This window comes from Streptomyces kronopolitis, assembly GCF_014646275.1.
GTDB classification, from domain to species: domain Bacteria; phylum Actinomycetota; class Actinomycetes; order Streptomycetales; family Streptomycetaceae; genus Streptomyces; species Streptomyces kronopolitis.
In genome coordinates this window covers 61,735-75,803 of the sequence record NZ_BMND01000023.1, presented here as the reverse complement: position 1 = coordinate 75,803, position 14,069 = coordinate 61,735, and the positions used below count along the sequence as shown (strand labels likewise).

The window sequence follows — 14,069 nt, the reverse complement described above, 5'->3', positions numbered from 1 at the left end:
CGCCGCGGCGCCCAGCCCGCGTCCGCCACGGCGCCCTCCACCACCGCGCTCTGCCGCACCCCACCGCGTCCCGCCGCGCCCCACCGCGTCCTGTCGAAAGGCACGTCCGTGACCACCACACCCGATTCCGGGCCCCGGCCGCGCACCAGCGCCCCCGCCGCCCGGCACCGCACCCGGTTCTTCGACCACCGCATCCCCTCCCTCTACGCCGGCCGGTACCGGATCGACAACCAGCAGATCCTCCGCGCCGTCGACGGCAGCGACCGCGTCATCGACGCCACGCCGCAGCCGTTCGACGTCGTCCAGCCGCGCTTCGGCCTCGGCCCGGGCGGCATCAACGCCCGCTTCCCCGTGCCGGACGCCGTCGGCACATACGGCCAGACCCTGCCGCACCTCAACCTCGACGCCCCCGGCCTGCCGTGGAGCCGCCCGCTCGGACCGGGCCACCCGGGCGAAGTCCCCTGGCTCGCCCTGCTGTTGTTCCGGGAGGACGAACTCCCCGAGGACCGCGACGCCGTCGGCACCGTCACCGCCGGCACCGTGCGCGAGTACCTCGACGGCGGGCTGGGCCCCGGCGCGACCCCCGCCCTGCCGCCGGAGAGCATGCGGCCCGACGAGTACGACGAGCACTGCGCGACGGTCCTGGTCCCGGCGGCGCTCTTCGACGCGGTCGCGCCGCTGCCCGTGGAGATGGGCTACCTCGCCCACGTCCGGGAGGGCGGCCCGCCCGACGCCACCCGGGCCGGGGACGACCCGGAGCCGGACGAGAAGGAGCTGAACGCGATCGTCGTCGCGAACCGGTTCCCCGCCGCCACCGGCGGCCGGCACGTCGTCCACCTCGTCTCCCTGGAGGGCTTCGACCGCTACCTGACCGCCCCGGCCCCGTCCGCGGGCGTCCGGCTGACCTCCCTGGCCTGCTGGAGCTTCACCAGCGAGTCGGACTCCGGGACCGGCTTCGGCGACGTCTGCCAGCACCTGGCCACCACCGACGGCGTCACCCCGCGCCCCGAGGCGGAGCTGCGGCTGCGCGTGCCGGTCGCCGCACCGGACCGGCCGACGGCCCCGCAGCAAGAGGCCCTCGACCGGATGGCGTCCGGCGCCGTCGCGCTGCCGCAACGCCTGGAGACCGGCGAGCGCACCGTCGCCTTCCACCGCGGCCCGCTCACCGCCCGGCCCGCCGCCGAACTGCCCGGCCCGGCGGCGACCCGGCTGGAATCCCCCGGCGAGGCACTGATCTACCTGGAGAAGTACGGGGTCTTCGACACCGCCTACGCCGCCGCCTTCACCGCCGGGCGGCTCCTCGCGCTGGCCGATGACCGCTTCCGCAGCGCGCTGATGGAGTTCCGCTCCGCCGCCCGCGCCGCCGTGCGCCGCCTGGCCTCCCACCCCGACCTGGCCGGGCGGGCCGTGAACCCGCGTCAGCTCACCGCACCCCTGGCGTGCGAGGCGTTCGACCGGATGCTGCGGGACGGCGAGGGCACCCGCTTCACCCGGGCGGTGGACCGGGCCGGGCAGGAGCTGCGGGCCGGCCACCGCCGGTCCGCCGGCACCGGCGCCCGCCGCACCCCCGCCGATCCGCGGGCCCTGCTCGCCGCCCCGGGCGTCGCCGACGTGCTGACCCGGGCCGCCCCGGACGAGTTCACCACCGTGACCGACTGGCTCGACCGGCTGCGACGGCTGGAGATGCTCGGCCTGGAGCACCTGCTCCCCGACGAACGGGCCCTGCCGCCGGAGAGCATCCGCTTCGCCTACGCCGACCCCTGCTGGATCCGGGCCGCCGTCGACGGCGCACTCAGCATCGGCGTCGGCCACGCGCTGGACGCCGACCTCAACGCCCTGGCCACCACCGGTGGCCCGGTCCCGGCCTGCGCGGTGCTCCTGCGCTCCCGGCTGGTCCCCGACTGGCCCGGGACCATCGTCACCGCCTACGCCGACGGCACCCCCGTCGCACCGCTGCGCACCGCCGTCCACGGCACCGACACCCAACTGCTGCTCTACCCGCGGCTGATCGACCGCTTCGAGCTGGCCGAACCGCCGCGCGGCATCTGCTTCGGCATCGGCGACGTCGGCACCGTCGAACTCCGCGAGATCAGCGGGGACCGCATCGGCTACCCCAAGGGCGAGTTCCCGCGACCGGCCGGCTTCGGCCGCTTCCTGCGCCCCGGCGGCCGGGACGTCCTCAACGTCCACGGCAGCGGCGACGCCCTGGTCCCCGCCCTGTCCGCGGCACACGGCGTGCCGCGGATCTCGTCCGCGCAGTTCGCCCTCCAGCTGATCAACGCCCCGCAGGTGCAGACCTTCTCCCGGCCGTGACCCGCACCCGCTGAGCGACGAACGAAAGGACCACCGGACCATGTCCGTGGACACCACCCTGGTCGTACCGGTCGAGGTCGCCGCGCTGGCCGTCAACCGCCAGACCCGCGACACCGGCCGTGAGCACGTGATCAACCGCTGGATCGCCAACTTCAAGGACATCGGCGACGGCGTCGCGCCCGAGCCGGAGCCGTTCGCCGGCGCCGAGGAATGGACCGGCCGCGAGGACCGGCTCGGCGTCTACCTCCAGTGGGAACTGCCGGCCGCGCTGACCCGCGGCCGGCACGACGAGGAGGAGGGCGTCGGCGACTTCCCGCTCGTCCCCAACCGCTGGCTCGTCGTCCGCCACACCGACGGCACCCGCGCGCTGACAGCCTGGGTCGTCGAGAGCGACTACCTCGACCCGATGGACGGCACCGTCTCCTTCCAGGACCCGGACAGCGACGAGCCGTCCGCCACCCTGATCGGCAAGTGCCACGAACTCACCGGCCCCTGGCGCGAACCGGCCGCCCCGCACCCGCCCTTCCTCACCGCCATCGGCCCCGGCCTGCCCACCTTCGCCGTCTTCCAGCCGTACAACACCAATGTGTTCTCCCTGCACGACACGCTGGAGGGGGTGCCGGAGAAGGAGCGGCTGAGCTACTTCGTCGCCGGCTGGTACGCCGACCCGGACAGCGACATCCTCGCCGGCACCGACGACCTCACCGCCCTCCTGGACCGCCTGGGGTGGACCAGGCCCCCCGGTTCCGGCAGCGGCATCCGCATCTCCGTCCACACCGGAACCGTGCTCGGTCTGGACTGGGACCTCACCGGCCCGGTCCCGGAATCCGACTGCCCCCGCCGGGAGGACGTCACCGCCATCGTCGCCAACAGCGTGGCCGAGGCGGCGGCCGAGATCGGCACCCAGGCCGACGGCGACGGCGCCTTCGACGCACAGGAGGCGGAGCTCTTCCGCGCCTTCCTGCTCGGCGGCATCGACGCCCTCGACGAACGCGACCGCCCCGAGGCCGACCTCCTCACCGACCGCCGCGCCCACGACGCCGCCTTCGGCCCGGTCCCGGGCGGCTACCGCTGGTTCATCGGCGAACGCGGCGACGACCCCGCACCCGCCTCACCCGCGGCCCGGGCGGCCGAGGCCGACACCGTCGCCGCCCTCAACCGCCGCCAGGAAGAGCACGACGCCACCGAAGCCGCGCTCGACGCCGCCCGGGAGCGCCTCTACCACCTGTGGTGGCTGAGCCAACTGCCTCGCCAGTCCGACGAGTTCCGCGACCGGATCGGTGCCGAACTCGACCTCGCGGACCCCGAGGGCGCCGCCGGCCAGGTCACCGCCCTCGCCCGCCGGCTCGCCGAACAGCGCCGCACGGTGCCCTGGGGCAGGACCGAGGACGAGCTGGCCGCGCGCACCGCCGCCCTCTACCCCGACCACGGGCCGCGCGCCGCCCGCCGGCTGATCCGCGTCCCCGCCCAGGACTACGACTACAGCGCCGACCCGGTCCTCGCCCTCGACGGCGCCCATCTGCACGCCCCGCTCACCCGGGACACGCCCCTGCCGTGCCGCACCCCCGACCGGCTGGTCACCCGCGCCTCGGGCATCACCACCGCCGAGGTCGCCGGGGTCGCCCGGCAGGTCGACCTCAGCCACCTGCCCGCCTGCTTCCCGGCCCTGCTCAGCGAGTTCCTCATCCTCGACCGGGCCCGAAAGACCGGCGCGATCAGCGAGGTCACCGGCACCCTGCCGGCCCACGGCACCGCCGCGTGGCGCATGCCCTGGCAACCGCTGTACCTGCTGTGGAAGGCCGAGTACTTCCCGCTGCCGTTCCGCGAGGGCGACACCGACCACTGGGCGTTCATCGAACGCTCCCGCTACCAGTGGCAGGGCACCGGCGAACCCGGCACCCCCCTGGTCGTCTCCGGACGGCAGATGCTCGCCCCCGCCGCCGGCCACGCCTTCGACGGCGCCCTGGAGAGCTACGCCCGCCTCCGCGCGGACCTCCCCGCCGACACCGTCCACCGGGTACGTTCCGGCGCACGGGAACGCGACCTGCTCTCCCAGACCCTGGACGGATTCGGCGCGGCCCTCGCCCAACGCCGGCCGCTCTCCGGCCTCCAGCCCACCGGGGAGACCGCCGCGCTCATCGGCAACGGCGACTACCCGCCACCGGACCCCGGCGGCCTGCCCGCCAGCGACTGGGACGAATGGCCCCCCTCGACGTTCCAGGAACTGCGCGCCGGGCAGCTGGCCTTCCTCGATCTGGCCGTCGTCGACCGGTTCGGACGCGCCGTCAACCTGATCGACAACCCCGGCCACTTCCGCCCCGAGAGGGCCCGCACCATGCGGCCGGCCCACCCGGTCAGCGGCTACGACAGCGGCCGCCTCGTCGAACTCGGCCCGCGCCTGCTCCAGCCCGCCCGCCTGCGCTTCGACTTCCTGTCCGCCACCGGCGACGACGACATCGACCTGACCCCCGGCGCCAACCCCGTCTGCGCATGGCTGCTGCACAACCGCCTCGACAGCTCCCTGGTCGTGTACGCGGCCGACGGCGCGGCGCTCGGCGAACTGCGGGTGACGCTGAACACCGCCGGGCGGAAGGAGGTCTCCTGGTCGGTGCTGCCCGGCTCGGAGGTCACCGACTTCGAGCAGCTGCGGGCCCGCTCCCGGCACGCCTACGACCTGCTGAACGCGGTCCGCAGCCGCGGCCCGCAGACCTTCGACGCGTTCCGGGCCACGGTCGACCGGACCCTGGAGACCATCGACCCGGACGGCCCCGCCGACCCCGGCCTCGGCTTCTTCCTGGGCCGGCCGCTCGCCCTGGTGCGCACCCGGCTGACCATGGACCTGCACGGCCCGCTGCGCACCGACGTCAGCTGGCAGGCGCTGTTCGACCCGCCGCCGCAGGACCTGCCGGACTACGCCTGGGCGATCCGCCTCGGCGAGGCCGGGCAGACCGACGACGGCCTCGTCGGATACGTCCTCGACGACGACTACGACCACTTCGAGACGGTGATCGACCCGGCCGAGGGCGGCGGCAGCTATCTGCGGCCGGTCGGCGACGCCCCCAGCCTGCGCCTCACCTTCGGCGACCACCGCACCGCCGTCGCCACCGTGCTGCTCGATCCGCGCGCCGCCGTGCACGCCACCACCGACATCCTCGCCACCAAGCGCGTCTTCGTCCCCCAGGACTTCACCGACCGGGCCATTGCGCGGATGACGGTGAACTTCCGCACCGGGCCCCTGCTGGCCGCCACCACCGGACTGCGCGGCGCCCGGGACGAGGTCGAGGAGACCGTGCTGATGCCCACCCCGGCGGGCGTCGTCGGCATCTGGACCTGGACCGAGAAGCGGGGTCGCGCCTGGGAGGAACTCCCGGTCCTCAGCCAGGACCCGTACGACCTGCCGCTGGCCCCGCCCGAACTCCGCTCCGGCTTCCTCACCCTCGACGACGCCGCCGCGCACAGCCGCACCGACCGCTGAGCCGCCTCAGCACCCCGGCCGCGCCGCTCCCCTCCTCGGCGGAGGGCGGCGCGGCCCCCGACGGTTGAAGGAGCACTCCATGGCCCTGGTTTCCCCGACCCGCACCGCAGACCCCACCGCCAACGAACCCCTGCTCGCGTACACCCTCACCACCAGCCCCGACCCGCTGAAGGCGTCACCGGAGAACCCCCAGGCGCCCGAGGAGCGGGGGGAGCTGCACATCGTCGGGTCACGGCACAGCGGGACGCCGGCGGATGTGCAGTGGATCCGGGTCAAGGTCCCGGCCGGCCCGATGTCGCCGGACCTCGCCACGGACCTGGCCAAGGTCACCCCGCGGATCAGCCTGTCCGGCTGGACGGCCCGACTGGACGCCGCCGCGAAGGAGTTCGTCTTCTCCCCGTCGGCCGGCCATGCGCCGATCGGCCCGGACACCGGATTCACCATCCAGCTCTCCGAGATCCCGGTGAACCGGAAGGTCGGCACCTCGCCGATCACCATCACCGAGAGCTCCCGTACCGGCTCCAGCGCCTTCCAGTCCAGGACCGTCGCGTTCAACGTGGGCAAATTCCCGGCGGACTTCTACCTGCGCAACCTCATCTGTACGCCGCTGGTCATCAACAACGGCGGCGATGTCACGCTGACCTGGGAGCGCTCCGCCAACGCCACCTATGAGCTGCTGTACGGCGACACCAATCTCGATGTCACCAAGGACACCACCAAGCGGATCACCAACGTCAAGTCGGACACCACGTTCTACCTCCGGGGCACCACCGGCGACGCCTCGAACCCCGTGGTGCGGATCCTGTCCGCCCAGGTGTCCGTCCTCAAACCGGACCTGGAGATCGGCAACCTCATCGTGCACGGCACCACGCAGCTCCACGGTGCCGCCCAGCTCAACGGCGCCACCAGCACCAAGAACCTCACGGTCGCCGGCACCGCCAACCTCACCGGTGCCACTACCACCAAGGACCTCACGGTCAACACCGCAAACACCCTGCACGTCCGAACCATTGAGGGCAGCGGCTCCTACGGGTCGCTCGCGATCGGGGGGCGGCTGACCCTCTCCACCGAGGGACGCGAGGTCAATGTCCTGAGCAAGTTCACGGTCGCCGGCACCACCGCGCTCAACGGGGCCACGACGACCAAGAACGTCACCGTCGATCCCGGGGCCGACGGGTACCTGTGGCTCAAGACGGGCCGCCTGGACACCGCCGCGGGAACCAACCTCAACGCCTACGGCACCGTCGGCATCATCAAGAACGGCGCGCAGGCGCTCCATTCCAACTACATCAGGCACGGTTTTCGAGAGACCACCTACCGGGCGAACGGCGACGGGTTCCTCACCCTCGCTCTGACGTGCCTGCAGTCCACGACCAACAACACGTGGCGAGAGCTCAACGCGTACTTCACCGCGTATGCGACCACGGCCGGCGTGACACGCGGGATCTCCGTGCCGCAGGCGCATTTCCACGGCTCGCGGCAGGCGAACAGCCAGATGTCCGTCCCCGTCGCCAAGGGCGGCACCGTCAAGGTGTCCCTCGACAACACCCAGCTCCCCGGTGGTGTAGCGGACGGCTACTTCGCCGTGTACTGGACCCCGCTCGGCGGCGGCCCCAACCTGGCGCTGGCCACAGCGGCCGAGATCGCCGAGCACGAGGAGCAGAACGGGTCGGACGGGGCAGAGGCCCTGGAGACCTTCACGTCGGACGCCCCGGCGGCCCCCGAAACGGAGCCGTCGCCGAGGTGAGCGAGGTCCCGGCGGCCGGCTCGGCCGCCGGGACCGGCCCGGCTCCCGCCGCCCTCACCGCCTCCGCAGCGACGCGTCCCCGACGGCCGGCGGCGTGTAGTAGTTGTCGGCGCGGTTGAGGTCCGTGCCCGGGGGGACGATGGCGTCGATCCGGTCCAGGACGTCCGCGTCGAGGGTGGTGTCCGCGCCCGCCAGCATGCTGTCGAGCTGGTCGAGGGTGCGTGGGCCGATGATCACGGACGTCACCGCGGGGTGGCTGCGGACGAACGCGGTCGCCAGGTGCGGCAGCGGCAGCCCCGCCTCGTCCGCGACCGCCGACAGCGCCCGTACCGCCTCCGCCTTCCGGGCGTTCTCCGGGACGGCGAGGTCGAACTTCTGGGTCTCCAGCCCGGCCCGTGAACTCGCCGACAGGTCACGGCCGGACAGCCAGCCGGCGCTGAGCGGCCCCCAGGTCAGCACGCCCATGCCGTAGCGCTGCGCGGTCGGCAGCACCGCGTTCTCCACGCCGCGCGCCAGCATCGAGTAGGGCGGCTGCTCGGTGCGGAAGCGCTCGTGGCCGCGGCGCTCGGCGGTCCACTGGGCCTCGACGATCTGCTCGGCGGGGAACGTCGAGGTGCCGATCGCCCGCACCTTGCCGGACCGTACGAGGTCGGAGAGGGCGGACAGGGTCTCGTCGATGTCGGTGGCCGGGTCGGGCCGGTGCACCTGGTAGAGGTCGATGTGGTCGGTGCCCAGGCGGCGCAGGCTGTCCTCCACCGCGCGGACGATCCAGCGCCGGGAGTTGCCGCCGTGGTTGGCGTCCGGGCCCATCGAGTTGAAGAACTTGGTGGCCAGTACGACATCGTCGCGGCGGCCCTGGAGCGCCTTGCCGACGATCTCCTCGGACTCGCCCGCGGCGTACACGTCCGCGGTGTCGACGAAGTTGATCCCGGCGTCCAGCGCGCGGTGCACCAGCCGCACGCACTCGTCGTGGTCGGTGTTGCCCCAGGCGCCGAGCATCATCGCGCCGAGCGCGTACTCGCTGACCGAGATGCCGGTGCCGCCGAGGATCCTGCGCCGCATGAGCCGCTCCTTGTGCGAGGTGTCAGGGGTCGCTCGGGGGCGTGCGCCGGGGCGGCCCGTCCGCCGCGGGTGCGGTCCGGGCCGTCTCCGGGGCGCCCCCGAGCCGTGTACCCACCACCTTGCGCTGCGTACACGGAGCGCACCAGGCCCGCTACAGCCCGGGTCCGGCGGAACCACCCAACCGGCTGCGCGACGCATACTGGACCGATGCTGTACGCGGAAATCGAGATCGGCTCGTTCCTCAAGGCGCGCCGCGCGGCGCTCGACCCGGCCGAGCTGGGCCTGCCCGGCGGGGTGAACCGGCGCCGGGTGCGCGGGCTGCGGCGCGAGGAGGTCGCCCAGGTCGCCGGCATCAGCGTCGACTACTACACCCGGATCGAGCAGGGCCGCGCGCACGCCATCTCGGACGCGGTGCTGGACGCCATCGCCCGGGCGCTGCGGCTGACCGGCGGCGAGGTGACGTATCTGCGCAACATCGCCGTGCCGCGGCGTCCCGGCGCGTCCGACGGGGCCGGAACCGTCGGCCCCGGGCAGACCGTGCGCCCGGAGATCCAGCAGCTGCTGGACGCGATGGACACCACCGTCCCGGCCATGGTCGTCGGCCGCGGCCTGGACATCCTGGCCTGGAACGCGCTGGGCGGCCGCTTCGCCTTCGACCTGGCGGCGCTCGCCCCGGACCGGCGGAACACCGCGCTGCTGGTCTTCCTCGACCCGGTGGCGCGCGCCCTGCACCCGGACTGGGAGGCGAAGGCCCTGGAGGTGGTCGGCAATCTGCGGGCCGACAGCGGCCGGCACCCCGACGACCCGCGGATCTGCGCCGTGGTCGGCGAACTCCTCGACCACAGCGCGGACTTCCGCCGGCTGTGGGAGACCCAGACGGTGTACGAGTGCCTGCGCGGCACCAAGCGCATCCTGCATCCGCACGTCGGCGAGCTGCTGATCACCTTCGAAAGCTTCCGGCTGAGCACCGACCCCGACCAGGCCCTGGTGACGTACACCGCCCCGCGCGGCTCGCAGACGGAGCAGCGGCTGCGGGAGCTGGGGGAGCGGGTGGCGGGGGAGCGGCGGACCGTGGCCACCGCGGGGGCGGACGGCACCCCGTAGGGCACGCCCCTGGGGCACGCCCCGGGGGAAGCAGCAGGCTCAGCCCCTGGGGGCCAGGGCCTCCCACCGCACCGTGACCTCCCCCTGGCGGCGGCGCCGGGGGTCGCCGGCCAGCGGCCAGTCCGCGGCCAGCGCCTGGACGGCGGCGCGCCACCGCTGGCGGGCGCCCAGCGTGCCGAGCGGGGCCGCCGCGGCCCAGGCGCGGTCGAAGTCCCGCAGGAAGGCATGCACCGCCTCGCCCGGGACATTGCGGTGGATCAGCGCCTTCGGCAGGCGTTCGGCCAGGTCGGAGGGGGCCCGCAGGGAGCCGAGCCGGGCCGCGAAGGTGACCGTGCGCGGCCCCTCGGGACCCAGCGCCACCCACACGTGCCGCCGCCCGACCTCGTCGCACGTTCCCTCGACCAGCAGCCCGCCCGGTGCCAGCCGCGCGCACAGCCGCCGCCACACGGCGGCCACCGCGTCCTCGTCGTACTGCCGCAGCACGTTCGCCGCCCGGATGAGGACCGGCGCCCCGCCGCGCTGCCCGGGCAGCGGTACCTCGAAGCCGCCGTGGACGAAGTCCAGCCCGGGCCGCTCGTAGGACCGGGCGGCCTCGACCCGGGCCGGGTCGATCTCGACGCCGACGACCCGGGCGTCCGGCCGGACCGTCCGCAGCCGGCCGAGCAGCTCGACCGCGGTCCAGGGCGCCGCGCCGTAGCCCAGGTCGACCGCCACGGGGTCGGCGGCGCGGCGCAGCACGGCGCCGTGTTCGGCCGCTATCCAGCGGTCCATGCGGCGCAGTCGGTTGGGGTTGGTGGTCCCGCGGGTGGCGTTTCCGACGGGTCGGGACGGTGCGGGCGCCGGGGCGGCGGAGACGGAGGGGCGGCGGGCCATGCCGTCGAGAGTATGGGGTGGCGGGGCGCGCCCCGCCCGCGGAGGCCTCCCGGCGCCCCTGCGGTGAGGTCCCCAGACCTCTCTGCCGAGGCCCCCGGCCCCTCCGCCCAAGCCTCCCGGCCCCTCCGCCCGGCGGCTCCCCGGCGTCCTCCCGCTGCACACTTGGTCACGCTTTGGCAAAGTGCGGCCGGAGCGCCCGGGACGGAAATGGATGGCCCGGGTCTGTTGTTGGACGGGGTCGGAGGCGCGCCGCCCGCCCCGCCTAGGAGGTAGCTCGACGTGAGCCCATATGTGTCCCGGCTCCGTGGCCGTCCCCATGGCCAGTTCGCGGGCCAGCCGCGGCTGCGCCTGCCGGGAGCGCCCCGCCGCCCGCGCCGGGTGGCGATGCTCAGCGTCCACACCTCCCCGCTGCACCAGCCCGGGACCGGCGACGCCGGCGGCATGAACGTCTACATCGTCGAGCTGGCCAAAAAGCTCGCCTCGATCAACATCGAGGTGGAGATCTTCACCCGCGCCACCACCGGCACCCTCCCGCCCACCGTCGAACTCGCCCCCGGCGTCCTCGTACGGCACGTGGACGCCGGTCCGTACGAGGGCCTGGCCAAGGAGGAGCTGCCCGCGCAGCTCTGTGCCTTCACCCACGGCGTGATGCAGGCCTGGGCCGGCCACCGCCCCGGCCACTACGACCTGGTCCACTCCCACTACTGGCTGTCCGGCCATGTCGGCTGGCTGGCCGCGGAGCGCTGGGGCGCCCCGCTGGTGCACGCCATGCACACCATGGCCAAGGTCAAGAACGCCGCGCTCGCCGCCGGCGACACCCCCGAACCGGCCGCCCGGGTCATCGGCGAGACGCAGATCGTGCGCGCCGCGGACCGGCTGATAGCCAACACCGCCGAGGAGTCCGACGAGCTGGTGCGGCACTACGAGGCCGAGCCCGGCAAGGTCGCGGTGGTGCACCCCGGCGTCAATCTCGACCGCTTCCGGCCCACCGGCGGCGAGGTCGCCGAGAGCCGGGCCGCCGCCCGCGCCCGCCTCGGCCTGCCGCAGGACGCGGTCATCCCGCTCTTCGCCGGCCGCATACAGCCGCTGAAGGCCCCCGACATCCTGCTGCGCGCGGTCGCCGCCCTGGTCGACGAGGACCCCTCGCTGCGCTCCCGGCTGGTGGTGCCCGTCGTCGGCGGCCCCAGCGGCAGCGGGCTGGCCAAGCCCGAGGGCCTGCAGAAGCTGGCCGCCCGGCTCGGCGTCGCCGATCTCGTGCAGTTCCGCCCGCCGGTCGGCCAGGAACAGCTCGCCGACTGGTACCGCGCCGCATCCGTGCTGGTCATGCCCTCGTACAGCGAGTCCTTCGGGCTGGTGGCCATCGAGGCCCAGGCGTGCGGCACCCCGGTGGTCGCGGCTGCGGTCGGCGGCCTGCCGGTGGCCGTGCGCGACGGCGTCAGCGGCTTCCTCGTCGCCGGCCACGACCCCGCCGACTACGCCCGCGCCCTGCGCCGCTTCCTCGCGGACCCGGCGCTGCCCGCCCGCATGGGCACCGACGCCGCCCGGCACGCCCAGTCCTTCGGCTGGGACACCGCCGCCGCGGCGACCGCCGAGGTGTACACCGCCGCGATGCAGGAGCAGCGCCGTCACCTACGATCACCGCATGGCTGATGACGCGCGCGTGGTGATCGAGGCGGCCCTGGACGACGCCGGCCTGGAATGGGAGAGCCCCACCGGCGGCACCTATGTCGTCAAACTCCCCGGCACCCGCAAGCTGTCCACGACCTGCTCGCTCATCGTCGGCAAGCACTCCCTCTCCCTCAACGCCTTCGTCGTACGCCACCCCGACGAGAACCACGCGGCCGTGCACCGCTGGCTGCTGGAGCGCAACACCCGCCTGTACGGCGTCAGTTACGCCATCGACAAGCTCGGCGACATCTACCTCGTCGGCAAACTCCCGCTCGCCGCGGTCACCCCCGACGAACTCGACCGCCTCCTGGGCACGGTCCTGGAGAACGCCGACGGCAGCTTCAACACCCTGCTCGAAATGGGCTTCGCCACCGCCATCCGCAAGGAATACGACTGGCGCGTCTCCCGCGGCGAATCCACCCGCAATCTGGACGCCTTCACGCACCTGACCCGGGGCCGCACACAGCCGGAGGGCTGAAAACGAGAAGTGTGGGGCGGGATATCCCGCCCCACACTCCTGCTACCGGGAAACCCTCCAGGCTCCCGGCCTTTAAATTCCTAGCCCAGGAAGTGCGTCACCAGGCTGGAAATGATCGGGCCGATGGTGGAGACGAGGGAGTTGACCCAGTCCATGTCCGCGTTCCTTTCTGTGCAGGGATCGAGCCGTGTGCCCCATCCCCGGAAAAACCCCTGTCCTCCGTCCAGGCACCGCCATACGCACCGGGGCGCCTCCGGGGTACGCCACGTCTGAACGGCCGATGTGCACCTCGGCCAGGAGTTCGCCAGAACCGTAACACCGGAATATCGCCCATTTGAAGCAAGATCCGTCAATTACTCGCAAGTGTTTCTTTCGGTAACACGCTGAATGCGGCGGGTTATTTATCGCCCCCCTCCTAGCCGGATCCGGCACCCCCAAGGCCCTTTATCTGAAGGATTTCTGAATTCCTGAAGAGGTCCTGAATTCCTGAAGGAATTCTGAAGGGGGTGCAAGGGAGCGAGTGGGCGCCGACCGCATATGAGGGGCCGTCAGGGAGGCCACGGGCCGACGCCACATCAGGACGCCCACAGTCCGACGCTCGCTGCCCGGCCGCCCACCGCCCACCGCCCGTCCGCCCACCGCCCGGCCACCCTCGGCCCGGCCGGTCTACCGCCCCGCCACCACGCATGCCCCACACCCGCCTCAAACCCCAACCCGGCGCGCCGTTGGGCCTGATGGGTCAAATACGCCCCCAGTCCACCCGGAAAGCCCAGCCCTTCGCTCGTGGGGTAAGCATCCGCCGGAGGAAACGTGACATAAAGGCTGACTGTGGGTCATATCACTACTGTGATGCAGATGGCCCACGCTGTGTCTCCCTTCGCAGTAGGCAGAAAGGAACTCTCCTATGCGCACTGCCCGTACCTTGTTCGCCTCAGCCGTGATCACCGCGGTGTTCGCGGTCACCGCTCCCACCGCACTCGCCTCGTCCGCGGCCGAGGGCCGTGAGACGGACGGTGGGTACTCGGCGTCGAGCTACCGTCACGACGAGCACCGGAGAGGCGATGACGACCACCGCTGGGGTCGCCACCACCACAAGTGCAGGCACCACCACCACCGTCGTCACCACCACCGTCACTACCGTCCGATCGGTGGCATCCACACCGGCGGCGGAGCGATGGCGCACTCCTTCCGCTGAACCGACTCCCGCCGCCTCGTGACCGACTGAGGCGCTGAGCCGCGCGGTACGCCGCCGGGGCCCGTGACAGGGTCCCGGCGGCGTTCTGTCGCCGCAAAAGCCCAGGTCCTGGACCCCCGCATGGCCCCGACGGGGATTCGATTACGCTCGACGC

General features: G+C 73.3%; 9 protein-coding genes. 7 read left to right on the top strand and 2 right to left on the bottom strand.

Annotated elements, in window-relative coordinates:
• Window positions 1-108 precede the first annotated feature (108 nt).
• The 3 genes from IEY78_RS23235 to IEY78_RS23220 all read left to right on the top strand — a co-directional run bounded on the left by IEY78_RS23235 (window position 109) and on the right by IEY78_RS23220 (window position 7,535).
• Window positions 109-2,313: a hypothetical protein gene (locus IEY78_RS23235; protein ID WP_189101270.1), complete on the top strand. Its 2,205-nt coding sequence runs from the start codon at window positions 109-111 to the stop codon at window positions 2,311-2,313.
• A gap of 40 nt (window positions 2,314-2,353) precedes the next feature.
• A complete protein-coding gene (locus IEY78_RS23225) occupies window positions 2,354-5,788 on the top strand; it encodes a hypothetical protein (protein WP_229700130.1) in 3,435 nt (1,144 codons plus the stop codon).
• 79 nt (window positions 5,789-5,867) lie between these two features.
• A complete protein-coding gene (locus IEY78_RS23220; protein ID WP_189101266.1) occupies window positions 5,868-7,535 on the top strand; it encodes a hypothetical protein in 1,668 nt (555 codons plus the stop codon).
• A gap of 54 nt (window positions 7,536-7,589) precedes the next feature.
• Here IEY78_RS23220 and IEY78_RS23215 read toward each other — a convergent pair whose 3' ends face one another.
• Window positions 7,590-8,597: an aldo/keto reductase gene (locus IEY78_RS23215; protein ID WP_189101265.1), complete on the bottom strand. Its 1,008-nt coding sequence runs from the start codon at window positions 8,595-8,597 to the stop codon at window positions 7,590-7,592.
• A gap of 207 nt (window positions 8,598-8,804) precedes the next feature.
• Between IEY78_RS23215 and IEY78_RS23210 the strand changes: the two genes are divergently transcribed.
• Entirely contained in the window at window positions 8,805-9,701 is an 897-nt protein-coding gene (locus IEY78_RS23210) for a helix-turn-helix domain-containing protein (protein WP_189101263.1), read from the top strand.
• A gap of 39 nt (window positions 9,702-9,740) precedes the next feature.
• On the opposite strand, the gene IEY78_RS23205 is transcribed toward IEY78_RS23210, so the two are convergent.
• Window positions 9,741-10,574, bottom strand: coding sequence for a class I SAM-dependent methyltransferase (locus tag IEY78_RS23205; protein ID WP_189101261.1), 834 nt, complete (start codon window positions 10,572-10,574; stop codon window positions 9,741-9,743).
• A 279-nt stretch (window positions 10,575-10,853) separates the two neighbouring features.
• Between IEY78_RS23205 and mshA the strand changes: the two genes are divergently transcribed.
• The 3 genes from mshA (at window position 10,854) to IEY78_RS23190 (ending at window position 13,915) form a co-directional block, all read left to right on the top strand.
• Window positions 10,854-12,224: a D-inositol-3-phosphate glycosyltransferase gene (gene mshA / locus IEY78_RS23200; protein WP_189101259.1), complete on the top strand. Its 1,371-nt coding sequence runs from the start codon at window positions 10,854-10,856 to the stop codon at window positions 12,222-12,224.
• Window positions 12,217-12,720 (top strand): type III secretion system chaperone family protein, encoded by a 504-nt coding sequence (locus IEY78_RS23195; RefSeq protein WP_189101257.1) that lies wholly within the window; start codon window positions 12,217-12,219, stop codon window positions 12,718-12,720. The genes mshA and IEY78_RS23195 overlap by 8 nt, the downstream gene beginning before the upstream one ends.
• 904 nt (window positions 12,721-13,624) lie before the next feature.
• Complete coding sequence (locus IEY78_RS23190) at window positions 13,625-13,915, top strand: hypothetical protein (RefSeq protein WP_189101255.1); 291 nt, start codon at window positions 13,625-13,627, stop codon at window positions 13,913-13,915.
• Window positions 13,916-14,069: the final 154 nt, after the last annotated feature.

Bases quoted from the DNA above. Each gene is read 5' to 3' on its own strand.
- IEY78_RS23205 (WP_189101261.1), bottom strand. From the start codon at position 10,574: ATGGCCCGCCGCCCCTCCGTCTCCGCCGCCCCGGCGCCCGCACCGTCC.
- IEY78_RS23220 (WP_189101266.1), top strand. From the start codon at position 5,868: ATGGCCCTGGTTTCCCCGACCCGCACCGCAGACCCCACCGCCAACGAA.
- IEY78_RS23190 (WP_189101255.1), top strand. From the start codon at position 13,625: ATGCGCACTGCCCGTACCTTGTTCGCCTCAGCCGTGATCACCGCGGTG.
- IEY78_RS23225 (WP_229700130.1), top strand. From the start codon at position 2,354: ATGTCCGTGGACACCACCCTGGTCGTACCGGTCGAGGTCGCCGCGCTG.
- IEY78_RS23210 (WP_189101263.1), top strand. From the start codon at position 8,805: ATGCTGTACGCGGAAATCGAGATCGGCTCGTTCCTCAAGGCGCGCCGC.
- IEY78_RS23215 (WP_189101265.1), bottom strand. From the start codon at position 8,597: ATGCGGCGCAGGATCCTCGGCGGCACCGGCATCTCGGTCAGCGAGTAC.
- IEY78_RS23195 (WP_189101257.1), top strand. From the start codon at position 12,217: ATGGCTGATGACGCGCGCGTGGTGATCGAGGCGGCCCTGGACGACGCC.